Source organism: Kocuria atrinae C3-8 (genome assembly GCF_000286355.1).
GTDB lineage: Bacteria > Actinomycetota > Actinomycetes > Actinomycetales > Micrococcaceae > Kocuria > Kocuria atrinae_A.
In genome coordinates, this window is the sequence record NZ_AJXN01000154.1 from 1 (window position 1) to 17,950 (window position 17,950).

13 protein-coding genes and 4 pseudogenes are annotated in these 17,950 nt (G+C 64.4%); 10 read left to right on the plus strand and 7 right to left on the minus strand.

Annotation, left to right across the window (positions count from 1 at the left end; translation table 11 throughout):
• A partial coding sequence (locus YO9_RS0114635) for an APC family permease (RefSeq protein ID WP_016998163.1) occupies positions 1–863 on the minus strand: 863 nt, incomplete at its 3' end.
• Positions 864–1,511: 648 nt separating this feature from the next.
• On the opposite strand from YO9_RS0114635, the pseudogene YO9_RS19025 reads away from it, so the two are divergent.
• A pseudogene (locus YO9_RS19025) lies at positions 1,512–2,018 on the plus strand (alpha/beta hydrolase family protein); the annotation flags it as partial.
• Here the strand turns inward: YO9_RS19025 and YO9_RS0114645 are convergent.
• Positions 2,013–3,131, minus strand: coding sequence for an alpha/beta hydrolase (locus YO9_RS0114645; protein WP_223286649.1), 1,119 nt, complete (start codon positions 3,129–3,131; stop codon positions 2,013–2,015). The pseudogene YO9_RS19025 and the gene YO9_RS0114645 sit on opposite strands and share 6 nt — an antisense overlap.
• Positions 3,132–3,417: 286 nt before the next feature.
• Here YO9_RS0114645 and YO9_RS20205 point away from each other — a divergent pair, with 286 nt between their 5' ends.
• The 7 genes and pseudogenes from YO9_RS20205 to YO9_RS21790 all read left to right on the plus strand — a co-directional run bounded on the left by YO9_RS20205 (position 3,418) and on the right by YO9_RS21790 (position 10,205).
• A complete protein-coding gene (locus YO9_RS20205) occupies positions 3,418–4,446 on the plus strand; it encodes a phosphatidylglycerol lysyltransferase domain-containing protein (RefSeq protein ID WP_262925713.1) in 1,029 nt (342 codons plus the stop codon).
• The gene (lysX, locus tag YO9_RS0114650; protein ID WP_262925714.1) at positions 4,389–6,650 is read left to right on the plus strand and encodes a bifunctional lysylphosphatidylglycerol synthetase/lysine--tRNA ligase LysX; all 2,262 of its coding nucleotides are present in this window, start codon (positions 4,389–4,391) and stop codon (positions 6,648–6,650) included. Before YO9_RS20205 ends, lysX begins: the two co-directional genes overlap by 58 nt.
• A gap of 52 nt (positions 6,651–6,702) precedes the next feature.
• Entirely contained in the window at positions 6,703–6,927 is a 225-nt protein-coding gene (locus tag YO9_RS19030) for a hypothetical protein (RefSeq protein WP_016998165.1), read from the plus strand.
• Positions 6,924–7,373, plus strand: coding sequence for a DedA family protein (locus YO9_RS19035; RefSeq protein ID WP_223286650.1), 450 nt, complete (start codon positions 6,924–6,926; stop codon positions 7,371–7,373). Before YO9_RS19030 ends, YO9_RS19035 begins: the two co-directional genes overlap by 4 nt.
• A gap of 109 nt (positions 7,374–7,482) precedes the next feature.
• Positions 7,483–8,100, plus strand: a complete 618-nt coding sequence (locus YO9_RS0114660) for a phosphatase PAP2 family protein (protein WP_223286651.1) — start codon at positions 7,483–7,485, stop codon at positions 8,098–8,100.
• 2 nt (positions 8,101–8,102) lie between these two features.
• Entirely contained in the window at positions 8,103–8,786 is a 684-nt protein-coding gene (locus YO9_RS0114665) for a response regulator transcription factor (protein WP_016998168.1), read from the plus strand.
• 581 nt (positions 8,787–9,367) lie between these two features.
• Positions 9,368–10,205, plus strand: a pseudogene (locus tag YO9_RS21790) (HAMP domain-containing sensor histidine kinase).
• Here the strand turns inward: YO9_RS21790 and YO9_RS0114675 are convergent.
• The gene (locus YO9_RS0114675; RefSeq protein ID WP_016998169.1) at positions 10,168–10,476 is read right to left on the minus strand and encodes a hypothetical protein; all 309 of its coding nucleotides are present in this window, start codon (positions 10,474–10,476) and stop codon (positions 10,168–10,170) included. The pseudogene YO9_RS21790 and the gene YO9_RS0114675 sit on opposite strands and share 38 nt — an antisense overlap.
• Positions 10,477–10,669: 193 nt before the next feature.
• A complete protein-coding gene (locus tag YO9_RS0114680; protein ID WP_016998170.1) occupies positions 10,670–11,671 on the minus strand; it encodes a zinc-binding dehydrogenase in 1,002 nt (333 codons plus the stop codon).
• A 124-nt stretch (positions 11,672–11,795) separates the two neighbouring features.
• Here YO9_RS0114680 and YO9_RS19045 point away from each other — a divergent pair, with 124 nt between their 5' ends.
• Positions 11,796–12,521, plus strand: coding sequence for an MFS transporter (locus YO9_RS19045; RefSeq protein WP_223286652.1), 726 nt, complete (start codon positions 11,796–11,798; stop codon positions 12,519–12,521).
• Complete coding sequence (locus tag YO9_RS19050; protein ID WP_223286653.1) at positions 12,479–13,060, plus strand: MFS transporter; 582 nt, start codon at positions 12,479–12,481, stop codon at positions 13,058–13,060. Before YO9_RS19045 ends, YO9_RS19050 begins: the two co-directional genes overlap by 43 nt.
• Positions 13,061–13,156: 96 nt before the next feature.
• Here YO9_RS19050 and YO9_RS0114690 read toward each other — a convergent pair.
• The 3 genes and pseudogenes from YO9_RS0114690 to YO9_RS0114700 all read right to left on the minus strand — a co-directional run bounded on the left by YO9_RS0114690 (position 13,157) and on the right by YO9_RS0114700 (position 17,847).
• Positions 13,157–14,820, minus strand: a pseudogene (locus YO9_RS0114690) (thiamine pyrophosphate-dependent enzyme).
• A gap of 253 nt (positions 14,821–15,073) precedes the next feature.
• Positions 15,074–16,503, minus strand: a pseudogene (locus YO9_RS0114695) (sugar porter family MFS transporter).
• A gap of 159 nt (positions 16,504–16,662) precedes the next feature.
• Positions 16,663–17,847: an ROK family transcriptional regulator gene (locus YO9_RS0114700; protein ID WP_016998171.1), complete on the minus strand. Its 1,185-nt coding sequence runs from the start codon at positions 17,845–17,847 to the stop codon at positions 16,663–16,665.
• Positions 17,848–17,950 lie beyond the last annotated feature (103 nt).

Genomic DNA, 17,950 nt, shown 5'->3' on the forward strand with positions numbered 1-17,950 from the left:
TCGGCTGTGTCGTGTCGGTGGGTCGGCGCCGTCGAGACGTGGTGCGCGGCCTTGGTAGCGTTGCCGCCGCCGGCCGTGGATCCCGGGTGGATCTGTGTCATGACGGACACCCCGGTCTCGTAGCCGGACATGCCCAGGGCGAGTTTCGGGAAGACCACGATCGCCAGGAGCAGGGCCATCCAGGGATTGGAATGCTGGGTGGTCAGCGCGGTGGTCCATCCGGCAAGGAACTCTGGGTGGGCCAGAATCTGCTGAAACCCCACGACCATCACCGCCACGTTGAGGGCCAGGTAGATCGGGACCAGGAACACGGCCAAGGCAATGGCCTCGCGAAATCCCTTGAGGAACACCGCCGCGAGGAGCGTGATCAGCCCGAACGTGATCCACAGCTTGGCACCGGTGCCGTGCATGGGCATCAGGGGGTTGTCGACCAGGTGGGTTGCGGCGTCCGCAGAGGACAGCGTGATGGTGATCATGAAGTCCGTACACGCGAAGCCCAGGAGCACCAGGACGGCAATTTTCCCGTTCCACCGCGGGAGCAGTTTCTCCAGCATGCGGATGGACCCCGCGCCGTGAGGGCTGACCGCAGCCACCCACCGATACACCGGGAGCGCGCCGCACAGGGTCACGAGCACCAGAACCAACGTGGCCATGGGGGCCAGTGAGCCCGCCGCGACCGCGGCGATGCCGGGCTGATAGCCCAGCGTGGAGAAGTAGTCGACACCGGACAGGCACATCACGGCCCACCACGGACGGGTCCGGGTGCTCTCGCGCGGGCGCTGATGCGGCCCGTGATAGGCGGCCGTATCCGGCTGGTCGTTGAACAACCAGGTCCTGAATCGCCGAAACATCGCAGTGACCATGATGATCCTCCGAAGCGCGGAGCCTCGCGGCGTTTCTGCAACGGAACGAGCCTCCGTGGGGCACAGGATGCGCCCACGCGCTGGGTGATACCTCACAGCTTATTCCTCGCGCGGGCATCCCACACCGGCGGCATGTAGCGTGATCCGCGGGGCAAGTTTTTCAGATCAAGGGGGCGACATGGCGGATCACTCTGCGCACGTGAGTCGTCGCGCGGTATTCCGGGGTGCGTTCGGACTCACCGTGCTGGGCGCGGGTGCGGTGCTCGCCGGGTGCGGGGCTGCTGAGAAGCTCGGTGTGACCACGGAGTTCAAGACCACCGGGCCGTACGGGGTGTCCGAACTGCAGCGGATCGCCTACGGCTCGGACGAGAGCACGCAGTACGGAATGCTCGCGGTCCCGGTCCAGGACAACGGCGAACCGGTGAGCGAAGCGGTGCCCGTGGTCGTGATGATCCACGGTGGCAGTTGGGAAGACGCCTCGGACATGTCCTACATGACGGACATCGGCACGGACCTGGTTTCCTACGGGGTAGCCGTGTGGTCCATCGCCTATCGGGGCACCATTCACCCTGATCAGAGGGATCGCGGTCCGCACGCGCGGGCTGGCCTGCGGCCGGGCACGACGTCGCCGCCGGAGTTGATTTCGTCCCTCGCCTTGCGGAGCACTCACCGGTGGAGCTCGACGGCAAACGGGTGGTCCTACTCGGACACAGTGCCGGTGGGCACCTGGCCACGTGGGCGGCGTCGCGGTCGCGGCTCGAGAAGGGCCAGGTCGGAGCGGATCCCACCGTGAAACCGGTCGGCTGTGTGTCGATGGCGGGGGTGTACGACCTGGACAGCGCGTTCCGCGAAGACGCGAACGACCGGGTGGGAAACCTGATGGGCGGCACACCCGATGAGGAACCCGAAAGGTATGAGGAGGCCTCCCCGCAGGAGCTGCTGCCCATTGGCATCCCCGTGATTGCGTGTCAGGGTGGTGAGGACGAGCTCATACCGGCGCATCAGGCGGAGGACTACGTCACCGCTGCCAAGGACGAGGGCGATCCGGCAGAGCTCACGGTCGTGGAGGATGCGGACCACAACGCGTGGACCGTGCTCGAGCACCCGGCGTGGGCGGAAGCTCGAGGGCACACGCTGCGCTTGGCCGGTCTATGAGTGCGGAGCCGCGAAATACGGTGACACCTGGCCGAGCCATTTGAGAGAAGGCTCGATCTGTGCCGTCCACAGGGGAACTCTGTGGCCGCCGGTCTGGGACGTATTAATAACCAGTCCCGTGGGATCTTTCACCGTTTCCTTGAATTTCTCTACCGCTTTGATAGCCGGGGTATCTTCACCGCCGGTGAAGAACCAGATGTTTACATCGGGATTATTCTTTTCGACTACTTTGCCCAGGTCGTATCCTGCGGGGTCTGCGGTCACCCATTCTTGACCTTTACTGTAATCCGGAGCGAAGTATCCGGCCATGTTGATGCTGTTTCCCCAGATCTCCGGATGGCGCACGGTGAACATGGACGAACACCAGCCGCCCGCGCTGTAACCGAAGGTGGACCACGCCTGCGGGTCGTCGGAAACTCGCAAGTTCTCACGGATCCACGAGACCACGTCCTGGCTCACGAATGTCTCGTATTTCCCGTGATTGCCGTCCACGCACTCGGTGTCGTGATTGCCGGGAAAGACATCGGGGATCACCACGATGGGCTCCCGCACGGCAGAGTCGCGCACCGCAGTCTTAATATGTTGATCGAAATTCATGGATTTGCTGTAGGTCTTCACGCTCCCGGGAAATCCTGTGAACGCTGTAATGACGGGAAATGCGCGATCCTTGTCGGTGAAATACGACGGGGGTAACCAAACAGTAACTTGCTGCGTGACGTGCGATTCCTTGCCCGATAACTCGAAAGTCACCCATTGTCCGCCGGTGGCAGAGGGATCCACCTGCGCACCGATCTGCTGACTGCCCCGCGGATCGAGTTGGGTGTTCGTGAACGGCGCGTGAGGTAGATCCGCGGCGGTAGCTCGGGTGGGAGCGGTGAGCCCGGCCGTTTGGGTGGCGACCGAACCGCCATCCCCTCCCGTGGCCAGGACTCCCCAGTTGCCGTACCACTGGTTGTCGTTGTTGAGCTTGAGGAAGATGACCAACAGGGTCAGAATCGTGACCAGCGCTATCGACACGAACTGGACGATGTATCTGGACGCGCCGGGCTTCCGATACCGCGGTACGAGAAACACGGCCACGAAAAGCACAATGGCCGCCAATGTAACGGCCATCACAAAAACTGGCCAGCCTGTTAATTCGAAAAAACTCATATCGTCGCTCTTCTCTTGGAGATTTCATACTGTGGTCGGATGTCGCCCGATGCCCACAAGAAATAGAAATAGAGTGTCGCCGATGCACACATAGTAATTCGAAGAGAGTCGAGTGAATGACCAAAGAGTCAAACAGCAGGAAGTTGGCAGGTGACCCCAGCTAACGGGGGAATCCGGACAGCGTAACTTCCAGCTGCCCACCCCGGCACAAGAACGGGGTGCACGCATCCTCACGTGGGTGTTCGCAATGGCCACGCTGCTCGGTCTCATCCTGACCGTCATGCAATGGCTGGCCGTCATTTCCCCGCTGCCGTACATGGTGCTCGGGGCGCTGAACCTGCCTGTCTCGCCCTCCTTGGCCTCAGTCGCACTGTTGGCCTTGGTGACGGGGGCATTGATCCGCCGGAAGCGGATCGCTCTGGTCCTGGTCGCTGTGCTGCAGGTCCTGGGTGTGTTCGGATCCGTGTTGAATCTGTTGGACGCCGCTGAGGTCGGGATCCAGGAAACGCTGGCAGATCCACTGACCCGGGGCTTCTTCGTGATGGATGTGACCGCACTGGTGGTGGGCGTAACCACGTTGGTGTTGGCCTGGTGGATGCGAGCGGCCTTCCCTGGCCGCACCAGGGCCAGGAGCATCGTTGCCGCGATGGTCACGCTCGTGGTGGGTGCCCTATTCACTGTGGCGACGACTCACGTGATCCTGCTGATCTCCACGGAGTCGGCCAGCGATGACGGTCGCGTGCTCGTGGAGGCGATCAATCGGGGTCTGGGGATCTACTCACCCAACCCGCAGTTCAGGCACCAAGTGCCCGACTGGTTGCCCGGCCTGGTGTCGGTGCTGCTCGCGCTCACGTTGGTGGCGGCGGTGTTCATGTTCTTGCGTTCCAGCTCCAAGGAGACCACCTGGACGCCACGGCAAGAAGTCGCGCTGCGCACCTTGCTTGCTCAGTACGGGGATCAGGATTCGCTGGGCTACTTCGCCACTCGGCGCGACAAGAACGCGGTGTTCTCCCCGGATGGTCGCGCGGCCATCACCTATCGGGTCGTGGGGCAGGTGTGTCTCGCCTCTGGCGATCCCGTGGGTGACCGGGCGAGTTGGCCCGCCGCGGTAAAGGCCTGGCTGGGGCATGCCCGTTACTACGGGTGGACTCCGGCCGTCACGTCCGCCTCTGCGGACGCGCCCGCGCTTTCGCCGCCCAGGGAATGGGCGTTCTGGTCATGGGTGACGAGGCCGTTCTGCATCCGGAGCGCTTCTCACTGGCCAATTCATCCATGACCAACGTGCGCCGCGCGGTTCGCCATGCTCGACAGCGTGGCCTGGAAGTCGAGATCACTCGCCACGATGCACTGTCCGCAGAGGCGCTCGCGGAGTTGGGCACGCTCGCGGATCAGTGGCGCGGGGACGAACCGGATCGCGGGTTTTCGATGGCCTTGAATCGTTGGGGTGACCCCGCAGACGGTGAATGCACCGTGGTGGTGGCCCGCGACGAACACGGTCAGGTCAAGGGTTTGTTGTCGTTCGTGCCATGGGGGCGGCGCGGCCTGTCCCTGGACGTCATGCGGCGCTCCCCGGACGCCCCCAACGGCACCACGGAACTGATGGTGTCCGAACTCATGCATTACGGTGCCGCTCGCGGAATTCGTGAGGTGTCCTTGAACTTCGCGATGCTGCGCGGTGTCTTCGCCGATGCCGAAGAGCTGGGTGCCGGCGTGATCACGCGCTTCAACTCGTCGGTACTTGGATTCCTGGATCGCTTCTTCCAGCTCGAGAGCCTTTACCGCGCGAACGCCAAGTACCTCCCCGAATGGTTCCCGCGTTACGCGTGCTTCGACAGTGTGCTTTCGTTGCCTCGCATGGCGTCCACGACCGCGCAGGTCGAAGGATTTCTGCCGTCGCTGTTCGTGCGTTCCGCACCGGATCGGCAGCTCGACGACGCCGCTCTGGCCGCCATTCGCGAGCTCGATCACGAACCGCCGCGCTTGCGTGAACTCGCACCGCGGCGATCGCAGCAGACCCGTCATCGGTTGCGCCACGCGCGAGCGCTCGCTGAAGCAGGTATTGCCCCCTATCCGGTGGGTTCGGCCCCGGCGGAGTCCGTGGCTCAACTGATGGCCGAGCGGGAAGCAGGCGAGGCGGCGTCGTCGTCCCCGGTGCGTGTGAGCGGCAGGATTCGCAAGCTCCGTGACCACGGCGGCGTGCTGTTCATGGACCTCACGGACGCGGGACGCACGGTGCAGGTGGTGCTCGACCGCGAGCGCATGGACGATACGTGGAACGTGCTGCGCGCCAATCTGGATTCCGGTGACCTGGTGGTCGTGGACGGTGAGTGGGGTGTCTCGCGCAATGGCACGGAATCCGTGATCGCGCGGCACCTGACCATGGCGTCCAAGGCGCTGCAACCGGTGCCGTGGGAGAGCTTCGAGGACCCGGAGGCGCGGTTGCGCAAGCGGTCGACCGATCTGCTGGTGCACCCCGGGAAGCTGGAACTGCTGAAGCAGCGCTCGCTGGCCATGGAAACGGTGCGCGACTACCTCACGGATCAGGGATTCCGCGAGGTCGAAACCCCGGTGCTCAACACGGTGCACGGAGGGGCATCGGCCAGGCCGTTCAAGACGTTCATCAACGCGTACGGCATGGATCTGTCGCTGCGGATCGCGCCGGAGCTGTATCTGAAGCGGCTGTTGGTCGCGGGGTCGGGGCCGATCTTCGAGATCTCCCGAAACTTCCGCAACGAGGGTGCGGACGCCACGCACAATCCCGAGTTCACGTCGCTCGAGGCGTACCTGCCGTACTCGGACTACATGGAGATGAAGCGGCTGACGGAAGCGCTCATCAAGCAGGTGGCCGAGGCGCTGCACGGATCGGCAGTGCTGCCACTGCGTGACGTTCACGATCCGGATGCGCCGCCGGTGCTGACCGACGTGTCCGGGCCCTGGCCGGTGGTGACCGTGACGGAGGCGGTCAGCCGGGTCGTGGGGCAGGACGTCAGCATCCACACGGACTTCGAGACACTGCTGACCATCGCCGCAGACCACGGCGTGGAGATCGGGCCCGGCATGGGTCCGGGTGCGGTGCTGGAGGAGCTTTACGGTGAACTGGTCGAACCGCAGACCATCGAGCCCACGTTCTACTGCGATTTCCCCTTGGAAACCTCGCCGCTCACCGCGCCCCACCGGACCGAGGAGGGGCTCGTGGAACGCTGGGACCTGGTGGCCAACGGCATGGAGCTCGGTACCGCGTACTCGGAGATGACCGATCCCGTGGAGCAGCGCCGTCGACTCACCGAACAGTCGCTCAAGGCGGCCGCCGGGGACGTGGAAGCCATGGAAGTGGACGAGGACTTCCTCTACGCACTGGAGACCGGCATGCCGCCGGCCGGCGGTCTGGGTATCGGGTTGGACCGGTTGGTCATGCTCATGACGGACACGACCATCCGGGACGTGCTCTCGTTCCCGTTCGTTAGGCCCCAGAAGAATTGATATCGAGCCGATGCTCAGAATCCCTTCAGTGAACGGGGAGCATTCTGGTCTCATGCAACCAGAGATTCTGTCCGGGGCCACTGCGGTGATGCCCCATCTGCTCCCCCTGGGAGATCCCGCGCAACTCCTCCACGACTGGGGACCGTGGGGCCTGGCGGGTACGAGCCTGATGGTGTTCATCGAATCCGGTTTGCTGTTCCCGTTTCTGCCGGGTGATTCCCTGCTGTTCACGGCAGGACTGCTGCACCAGGCTCTCCAGGTCCCGTTGTGGTCATGATCTTGGTGCCCTTCATCGCGGCTGTGGCCGGCGACCAGGTGGGTTATCTTCTGGGTAGCCGCTACGGGCGACGGTTCTTCAAGGACGACGCCCGCGTTCTGAAGACCAGTCACCTGCGCAGGACCGAGGACTTCTTCCAACGCTACGGCGGACGCGCGATCGTGATGGCGCGGTTCGTTCCGATCGTCCGTACTTTCGTTCCACTGGTGGCCGGGGCAGCCCGGCATTCCTACAAGCACTTCGTGGGCTGGAATGTTCTCGGTGGTTTCCTGTGGGTGGTCCTCATGGTCACGGCAGGGGCTTTGCTGGGCGGTATTCCGCTCATTGTGGACCACGTGGATCTGATCGCGATCCTCATTGTGGGCTTGTCCCTGATCCCTGTGGCCCTGCAGATCGTCAAGACCGTGCGGGACAACCACGCCGACGACGCCGCGGCCGCGTCATGAGGCTGCTTGCCGTCCGTCCCGCTCACTCTGCGGCCAAACCTACTGGGGTGCACTGCTGCCGCAGCTCAGGTACTGGTTCCTGATCTCACTGTTGATCGTTGGTGCCGTGATGACCGCCGGCTGGCACCTCACGCACGATCCAGAGGACACGCGCGACGGGCTGGCCGTGGATCAGTACCTGAGTCTCCACCACGTGACGTGGCTCAACCCCGTGGCGGAAACGATTGCCGTAGCTCTGTCCCCGGTGGGCGCGGTAGTAATCACCGCACTGATCGCGGCCTTGGTGTGGTGGCGCAGGAATCTCTGGTGGGCGGTGAGTTTCGCGGGGACCGTGGCGTGTGGCTGGTTGTTCGTGGGCATCATCAAGCTCGTCATCGCCCGCCCCCGGCCCGCGCCGTGGTCCCTCGCGGATCCACTGATGCCCGAGGTCAACAACGCCTCATTTCCCTCCGGGCACACGGCGTTCACCACGGCGCTGATGGTGGGCCTGGTGCTCCTCACGGTCACCGCCGCGCACCGTTCCGTGCGTTCCAAATGGTGGCTCGTGGCGATCGCGGGAGCTGTTTTCGTTGCGGTGGTGGCCGTATCTCGCGTGTACATGGGTGTGCACTACCCGGCGGATGTGATCTGCGCGGTTCCCACGGCACTGGCCGGATGCTGTTTCGCCACGGGACTCTGGAATACCGTGGTGGCCAAGCGGCACAGCCACGAACTGACGAAGGAATAGATATGCGATTGCTCATTGTCGATGACGAGGTGGACCTCTCGGAGTCGCTGCGCCGCGGACTGACCAACGAGGGGTTCGTGGTGGACGTGGCCAATGACGGAGTCACGGGTGCGTGGTTGGCCCAGGAGAACCCGTACGACGTGATCGTGCTGGACCTCATGCTGCCCGGTAAGAACGGGTACACGATCCTCAAGGAGATCCGCGCGGCCAAGAATTGGACACCCGTGCTCATGCTGACCGCCAAGGACGGCGAATACGACGAGGCGGACGCCTTTGACCTGGGGGCCGACGACTACCTGACCAAACCGTTCAGCTTCATGGTCCTGGTGGCCCGGTTGCGTGCGCTCATCCGGCGCGGCGCCCCGGAACGACCGGTCAACATCACCGTGGGCAGCCTGGAGTTGGACCCCACCCGGCACAAGGTCACCCGCGGGGACACCGTGATCGAGCTGACCGCCAAGGAATACGTGATCCTGCAGTACCTCATGCAGAACGCGGACACCGTGGTGTCCAAACTGCAGATCATGGACAACGCGTGGGATGCAGCCTTCGAGGGCTCGGAGAACATTGTGGAGGTCTACGTGGGCTACCTGCGCAAGAAGATCGATATTCCCTTCGGCCTCAATACGCTGCAGACGGTGCGGGGCATGGGGTATCGACTGGTCGCGGACACCCCCGCGGCATGAGCATGTTGGGCGTGCGCAGGCGGTGGGGCGTGAGGCGCAAGACCACGTTCGCCGCGGCACTGCTCATGATCGTGGTGCTGTTGCTGGCCGGTGTACTCCTGCTGGAAGTGCTCAAGCGCAATATCGTCTCCACCGCCCATGACCAGGCCGTGAGCAGTCAGCAGCAGGTGCTCTCTCGGCTGGTGGACGGTCAGGACACCCCGGAGAATCGCGTGATCTACGTGTGGTCCCAGGCGGACCCCGTGGAACTGCTCCGCGCGGTGGGCCAACCCGGTGTGCTGGTTCAACTCACCGATCAGGATGGTTCCGTGGTGGCTGCCTCCCCGTCCGCAGCGGAGGACATCGATCTGAACTCACCGCCGCTCAGCCCCGGTGACACGTTCGAATCCCGCACGGACAACGAGGCACTCCTGCGGATCCCCAGCGACTTCGTCTACGTCTCCGAAGGCATTGTGGTCAACAACGAACCGCACACGCTCATCGTGGCCGTTCCGGTGAAGCTGCAAACCAGTTCGCTCACCGTGGTGGCGGTGTTCGTGCTGATCGTGGGCCCGCTGCTGGTTCTCTTGGGGGCACTCACCATGTGGTGGCTCACGGGCCGTTCTCTGCGACCGGTCCGGCGCATCACCGAGCAAGTGCGTTTGATCGGCGGGTCGAACCTCGATGAACGCGTGGACGTACCGCCCACCCGCGATGAGATCGCTCAACTGGCCTCCACGATGAACGCGATGCTGGACCGGCTCCAGGCCTCGGACCGGGCGCAGAGGCGCTTCGTGGCCGATGCTTCTCACGAGCTGCGCTCGCCCTTGGCCACGCTGTCCACCACGCTGGACGTGGCCCGCAGTGATCCCTCCGGGGAGACGTGGAAGGAGCTGTCCCCGGTGCTCGTCTCCCAGTCACAGCGCATGGGCCAGCTGGTGCAGGACCTCCTCACGCTCGCCCGAGCCGACGACGCCGGCCTGGACATGCGCATGGCCGACACCGACATGGACGAGGTGGTTTCCGAGGAGATCGCCCGCATCAAGCCCGCCCTGCAACAAGAGCTGAAGGTCTACATCGAGCCGGTGCGTCTGCGCGCGGACGCCTCCAAGCTGCAGCACGTGGTGCGGAATCTGCTGTCCAACGCCGGCAGGCACGCAGAGTCCCTGATCGAGGTGCGGTTGAGCGCCACCGACACGAACGCGGTGCTCACCGTGATCAATGATGGTGAAAGCATTGCCCCCGAGGATCAGGACAAGGTTTTCGAACGCTTCGTCCGCCTGGACGCCTCGCGCGCGCGACACGGGTGGTTCGGGGCTCGGCCTGGCCATCAGTCGGGAGATCGTGCTCGCCCACGGCGGGACCATCGCGGTCGATGACGATCCGCGCGGGCGCTGTCGCTTTACGGTGACCCTGCCCCTTCCGCAGGATGCTCAGTAGCTTTCACGGTGTGGGCCAGGAAGCGCTCCCCGGCCACGAACATCAATGCGGCAGAGACCACGGCAAGCAGGCGCGGAATGACCTCGCCCAGGAAATCCTGGGTTACGGCGTTGGGAAGCAGCCACGTGAACAGCGCGGACACCGCGAAATAGGTCACCACGGCTGCCGCGAACACCAGGACCTTACCCACGGCGGGAACGCCCTCGAAGAACTCGGGACGGGCGTGTTCGCGCTCGCCTCGGACGAGTCGCGCAGATGACTTGATGGGCACGGCCCGCCCCTTTCGGTGTCTTCGATGACCTATTGATTACCTCTGACGTCCTAATCTACGCCGGGGTAGATCGTTCCTGACATGGCCGGATGGCCAGTTTTCCTGAGATTTTTCTGCTGACACGTACGACGCCGCTCGGGCACCTGCGCGCGCAAGGTACCCGTGCGGCGTCGTCGGGCCGGGAAAAGAGCGGTTACGGGACGATCGTGAACTTGACCTGACCGTCGCCGCCGCGTTCGGCGATGCGCAGCACCTCGGCCACCTGATCCAGGGTGTGGGTGGGGCCCAAGCAGTAGTCCACTTCGACCTCGCCATCGTGGATGCGGCGGACGGCCTCGTGGAAGGACTTGAGGCCGGGCTCGGACTGAGCCGCCACGGAACCCTGTAGGCGCACGCACTTTCGGAAGACCTCGAAGATCGGGACCAGGGTGGGCTCGAAGCTCTCGTAGAGGCCGAACCAACCCACGATCCCGCGGTTGGCCACGATGTCCACGGCCTGGGTACGCAGCTCGTCCGAACCGACGGCCTCGATCACCAGATCCGCGCCGTTGTTGCCGGTGAGCTCCGAGACCACGGCGCCCAGATCCTCGTCCGGGATCAGCACGGTGCGGGCACCCAGCTTGCGGGCAATCTCGAGGCGTGCCGGTTCCTTGTCCGAGATGATGACCTGGTCGAAACCGCGGCGCAGGGCGTCCTGCAGGAAGAACAGCCCGGCCGAACCGGCGCCCATGATCACGCACGTGCCCGCCGTGCGCGCGGGAACCTCGGTGGGCCAGTACAGGTCGAACGCGTAAATGCACGTGCCCAACTGCTGCGCCATCATGTAGCGGCGCATCTGAGTGAGATCGTTGCTGTCCACGTCGGAGGGCAGGGCCACGGCGTGATCGTCATCAAGCATCATGTACTCGGCGAACGCCCCGCCGAACTCTCCCGGGGGAACGCACAGCACCGTGGTGCCCTCCGGGAACTTCTCGGAGTTGGACTCCACCACGACGCCCACGCCCTCGTGGCCCGGGTAGCCCGCACGCTCCGGACCCTTGGGGTGCAACGTGCCGTGCAGGGCCGCGTGCAGATCCGAACCACACACGGACGCCGCCGTCATCCGCACCACGAACGTGCCCGGCTCGGTGGCCTGGGGCTTGGGCCATTCACGCACAGTGATGACTCCGGTTTCCGGCACGTGGGTTGCGCGCATGTGCGGACTCCTTTGCTGGTTATTCTCAATGGATTGATCGCTTCAACGGTACTTCATGGAGCACCTCGGCCCGCCAAGTGGGGTCTTATATCACAATTCGTCACATAGTTGTAGGCTAATCTCAATGTTACTTCCACGAGCGTTCAAGCCATTCGGCACTCCGGCCTTCGCGGTGCTGGCCTTTGCCATGTGCATGAGCGTGTTCGGATCCGGCCTGTGGGCGGTGGCACTGGTCGCCAAGGTCATGGCATTGGGTGGCTCGGCAGTCGACCTGTCGATGGTTACCGCAGCGGGCGCTGTGGGTGCCGTGGCCTTCGTCCTGGTGGGCGGAGTGACCGCGGATCGCGTGCGACTGAGCCTGATCCTGCGCTGCGTGGAGGCCACCAATCTTCTGACCGCTTCCGTGATCGTGCTCCTGACGTGGACCGGCAACCTTGCGATGTGGCACCTGGCGATCGCCGCGTTCGTGTTCGCGGGGTCCCTGGGGTTCTTCTACCCCGCCTACTCGGCCGCGCTGCCGCGAATCCTGCCGGCCAGTCAGTTGCTCGCCGCCAACGGTGTGGAGGGAACCGCTCGCCCACTCTTGCAGATTGCCGCGGGCCCGGCCGTGGGTGGCTTCCTGGCGGGACTGGCCTTTCCGGCGCTCGCGGTGGTTGCGATTGCCGTGTGCCATGCCGCGGCATTCGTCCTCATGATGTTTCTGCGCATCCCCATGAGCGGCCGGTTCGGGGAAGAGGAACCGCAAGGCTCCACCAGGCGCCGTCCACATCCATCCTGCGCGACCTGGCGGACGGATTCCTCTACTCGGTGCGCACTCCGTGGCTGCTCTGGACGCTGCTGTGGGCCATGACCGCCGTGTTCCTGTTCATGGGTCCGCTCGAGGTACTCGTGCCGTTCCTTGTCGTGGACCGGCTGGGCGGAACGGTGGCCAGTTACGGCGCGATGCTGGGTCTGTACGGGATGTCCATGGCGCTGGGTTCGATCATCACGGCATCCATGCCCCTGCCCCGTAACTACCTGACCACCATGATCTGGCTGTGGGGCTTCGGCACGCTGCCGTTCGGTCTGGTGGGCATGACCGATTCGTGGTGGGTCATGGCTGTCGCACTGTGCGTCTTCGGTGCCACCGGTGGTGCGGGTCAAGTCATCTGGGGCACTCTGCTGCAGCGCCGCGTCCCCGTGCACATGCTCGGCCGCATCTCATCCCTGGACTTCTTCGTGTCCCTGTCGCTCATGCCGGTGTCCATGGCGGTGGCCGGTCCGGTCTCGCAGGTCCTGCCGCCCGAGGCGATCTTCTGGGGCGTGGCCATTGTGACGCCCCTGCTCGGTGTGATCGCGGTGTTCGCGGGTCGCATGCACAAGGACCAGGCAGAGCACCCGCTGCGCTAGTTTCCTTCGAAACGCAACGACGCCGCTCCGGGCACTTTCGCACGAAAGGTGCCCGGAGCGGCGTCGTCAGCTATCTGGTCAGTCTATATAGCCGAATCAGTATGCCTTGTGGCGGGGCTCCACGATCAGGTGGATGAGCGCGAACGTGCCCTGCTCGTCGATGGCCTTGAAGGCCTGCTCGAGCGCACCCGGGATCTCGGACTCGCGCTCAACGCGCACACCGAAGCCACCGAACGATTGGGCCATGCCCGCGAAATCCGGGTTCTTCAACTGCGTGCCGGACACGCGGTTCGGGTACTGCTTCTCCTGATGCGTGCGGATGGTGCCGTATTCCTGGTTGTCCATCACGATGATCAGCGGCGTGGCACCGTACTGCGCGGCGGTGGCCAACTCTTGACCGTTCATGAGGAACTCACCGTCACCGGCGATCGAGATCACGCGGCGGCCCGGGTAGTTCAAGGACGCAGCCACGGCGGAGGGCACCGAGTACCCCATAGAACCGTTGCGCGCGGAGATCATGGACGCGTAACCGTTGGTCGGGAAGTAGCGGTGCGCCCAGTTGGTGTGCTCGCCGGCGCCGAAGGTGACCATGGCGTCCTCGGGCAGGTTCTCCACCAGGTTGGCCATCATGGTGTCCATGGTGGCGGGGCCGTCTGCGGGGTGGGTGTCCTTGGGCTCGGCGAACTCGACCTGCTGCTGCCGCATGCGACCGCACCAGTCCTTCCAGCCGTCCTTGACCGGGAGATCCATGCGGACCAGGTCGCGCACGAACACGTCCGGCTTGGCCACGATCTGGTGCGAGACGGCACCGGAACGGCCTCGCATGGACGGGTCCATGGTCACGATGAAGTTCTTCTTGGACCAATCCTGACGCACCAGGAAGCCGTCCGTGATCACGTCACCGGGCACGGTGCCTACGAACACGAGCAGATCAGTTTCTTCGAGGATGTCGTACGTGGGGCGGGGGCGGCCATAACCGATCGGACCCGCGTAGGAGGGCGAGTTGAACGGCACGGTGCCCTCGGTGCGCCATTCGGCTGCCGCGGGAATGTGGTGTTCCTCGAGCCACTGGGTGAACTTCTGGGCGCCCTCGTGGGTCCAGTCGTTGCCGCCGGTCACGAACAGGGGCTTCTCGGATTCCTTGAGAGCGCTCTCCAGAGCCTTCCAGTCGGTCACGGTCATACCGCCACCGGCAACGGGAATCTGGGGGTGCAGGGTCGCGTCGATCTCGCGCGTGATGACGTCCTCGGGCAGGCCGACCACCACGGGCCCGGGGCGGCCGGACGCCGCAGCGAACATGGCCTCGGCGACATATTCGGAGGCGCGTTCCGCGTGGTCCAGGACCATCACACGCTTGGCACCGGAGCCGAACCACTGGTGCGGATCGAACTCCTGGAATGCTTCCTTCTCGCGGTGTTCGAAGGGGATCAGGCCCACGAACAACACCATGGGGGTGGAGTCCTGCCACGCGGTGTGCAGGCCACGTGGGCGTTGGCGGCACCGGGGCCGCGGGTCACCATGGCCACGCCGGGCACGGTGTTCATCTTGCCGTCCGCCTCGGCCATGTAGGCCGCACCGCCCTCGTGGCGGGTGATCACGGTGTTGATGGGGGACTTGTAGAGGCCGTCCAGCACGTCCAGGTAGCTTTCGCCGGGCACCAGGTAGGCGCGTTCCACGCCGTGGGCCACCAGGGAATCCACGATCACGTGGCCTGCCGATTTACGTCCCGCTGCGGGCTGTTCCGAAGAAGATTGGGTCACCGTGAGGTCCTCATTTCGCCGTTGAAAAGTCGTGAAGAATGTGGGCGATTCCACGGGGATCGTCCGCGAATACCAGACTCGAAACTACCCGAGAACACGCGGGGTGGGGGTAACTGGGCGGCATACTTGTTAATCGGACAAACTATGACCTTGCCCTCCCCGCCGCCACGTGCGAATGGCGGCGGGTACGACGTCGCCCCGGTCCCGTACTCGCGTACGGAACCGGGGCGATCGAGTCCGGTGGGGTAGAGCGTCAGTCGTGCATGTCCTCGAGCTCCACACCCTTGGTCTCGGAGACCATCTTGATGGTGAAGATCAGCGAGACCACCGCGAAGAACGCGTAGATGCCGTAGGCCAGACCCAACGAGAAGTTGGACAGCGCCGGGAAGGTGACGGTGACGGCCCAGTTGGCGATCCACTGCACGGCACCGGCCACGGCCAGTGCGGCACCGCGGATACGGTTGGGGAACATCTCGCCCAGCAGGACCCACATGAGCGGACCCCACGAGACACCGAAGAAGATCACGAACAGGTTGGCGGCGATCAGGCGACGGGACCTGCCACGGGGCCGAGCACCGGCGTGAGCTGACCGTCCACCATGACCTTGCTGGCGGTGGCGAAGACGATGGCCAAGGTCGCGAGTGAGGCGGCCATACCCGTCGAGCCAATGAGCAGCAGCGGGCGGCGACCCACCTTGTCCACCAGGAAGATGGCCACGATGGTCACCAGCACGTTGGTCACGGAGGTGGCCACCGAGATCACGAACGAGTCGGATTCCGAGAAGCCCACCGACTCCCACAGCACGTTGGAGTAGTAGAAGATCACGTTGATGCCCACGAACTGCTGCAGGGCTGCCAGGCCGATACCGACCCACACGATGGGTTTGAGACCACCCAAGGAACCGCGCAGATCGCTGAAGCGGGGCTTGTGTTCCTTGTTGATGGTTTCGCGGATGCGCGCCACGCGCTCCTCGGCCACCTGAACGCCGTGGATGCTGGTCAGCACGGAGCGGGCTTCGTCATCGCGACCGCGGGAGACCAAGTAGCGCGGAGACTCAGGAATGGTGAATGCCCCGATGCCGTACATCACGGCCGGAATGGCCATGACCAGGAACATCCAGCGCCAGGCCTCGAGACCCAGCCACAGCTCGTTGGCCGCTCCGCCGGCCCAGTGGGCCAACAGAGCGTCGATCAGCAGCGACAGGAAGATACCGAGCACAATGCCCATCTGCTGCAGCGAACCCAGGCGGCCACGGAGGTGGGCCGGGGACACCTCGGCAATGTAGGCGGGTGCGATCACAGAGGCCACGCCCACACCGATACCGCCGACCACGCGGAAGATGACCAGCGTGGTGATGTCATTGGCCAGGCCACAGCCGATCGCGGAAGCCAGGAACAGCAACGCGGCGATCTTCATGATCAGGATGCGGCCGGTGCGGTCCGCGATGCGGGCACCGAAGAAGGCACCCACCGCAGCACCCAGCAGCGCCGCTGCCACCGCGAAGCCCAGGGGACCCGGACCCACGTCAAAGCGTGACTGGATGGATGACACCGCACCGTTGATCACGGCGGAGTCATAACCGAAAAGAAGTCCACCGAAGGCCGCGACCGTGGTGATTCTGATGACCGCTCCAGTATTCGCGTCGTGACGCTCGGACGGTACTGCGTGCGCTGCTTGGCTCATCGCGCAGCTCCCTTGCTGTAACGAAGTAAGAATGCGGGCCCCCAGGGCGTGGCACGCTGTGGGGACGTTAACCGGAAGTACGCTTGCCGGTGGTGGATCAAGATTAGGACCCAGATCACTAAATGTCCATGTCTTGAACACAAAAGATGTGGGTGTGTCCTAAACAGGCAGGGAAATGTTCTCGAGTGCCATAATCAGCGCTCCGGTGAGGTGTGCTTCCGGACCCAGCTCGGCGGTTGTGATCGTCAGGTCCCGGGTGCAGCCCTGCACTCCGTAACGGGACACGATCTCCCGCAAGGGCCCCAGGAGCAGATCGCCCGCGCGTGCCAACTCTCCGCCGACCACTACGAGCTCGGGATTGATGATGTTGCACAGATTGGCCACGGTGGTCCCGAGTGTGCGACCGGTATCGCCGATGACGCGCGCGCAACCGACGTCCCCGGCCAGGGCGGCGTCGACGACGTCGGCGACCGTGAGATCGGGGCCGCGGGTGGTGCCCAGGAGGGCGAGGACCGCCTCGGAGGAAATGAACGTCTCCAGGCAGCCGCGATTGCCGCAGCGGCAGACATCGCCCTGCTCGTCCAACGTCATGTGACCGAGTTCCCCGGCGGATCCCGTCGCGCCGCGGAACAACCGGCCGTTGAGGATCAGGCCTGCGCCCACGCCGTGAGAGACCTTGATGTAGGCCATGTTCTGAACCTCGCGGCCGGCGCCCTGGGAGAACTCGCCCACGGCCCCGGCATTGGCGTCATTCTCCACGGCGACCGGTAGCGCCAGCCGGGTGGTGGCCGCAGCGCGAACGTCAGTGTCGGCCCAGGCCGGGAGGATGGCTCCGGCGCTCACCACGCGACCCTCGAGGTCGACCGGGGCAGGAAGAGTCAGCCCGGCGGCGAGCAGTTTTCCGCGCGATATCTTCAGCTCTCGAACCATGCTGTCCAAGGTGGAATCGGCGGTGTCCAGAACTTCGGTGACCGAATGACCACGAGGCAGATCGAAGCGCTGACGTGCCTTGATGTCCTGGTTGAGATCCGCGACGGCCACGGTGAGGTGCCGGTGGCCCACGTCCAGGCCCACCACGAAGCCGGCGTCGTCGCTGAAGCGGACCAGCTGACCGCGGCGCCCGCCGTGGGAGGAATCCATGGCGAGTACACCCGCGGTCACCATTTCGTGCACGATCGAGGAGACGGTAGACGGCGCCAACGCGGTTTCGCGCGCAATGGTTGCTTGCGTGGTGGTGCCAAGAATGCGCATGGCATCGATCACGCGGCGCTGATTGGCAACGCGCAATGAGGTCTGAGAGCCCGGAGCCGCCGCGATCTGGGCGGTCGTGGAGTGCAGGGACATCGTTGTCCTCGTTTTCCTGTGAAGATTCGCTTGCACCGGAGTGTAGCCCGTCTTCGACTCTCGAAGACAAAGTCCCATCTCAACAGAGTGAAGCCGCGCCGCA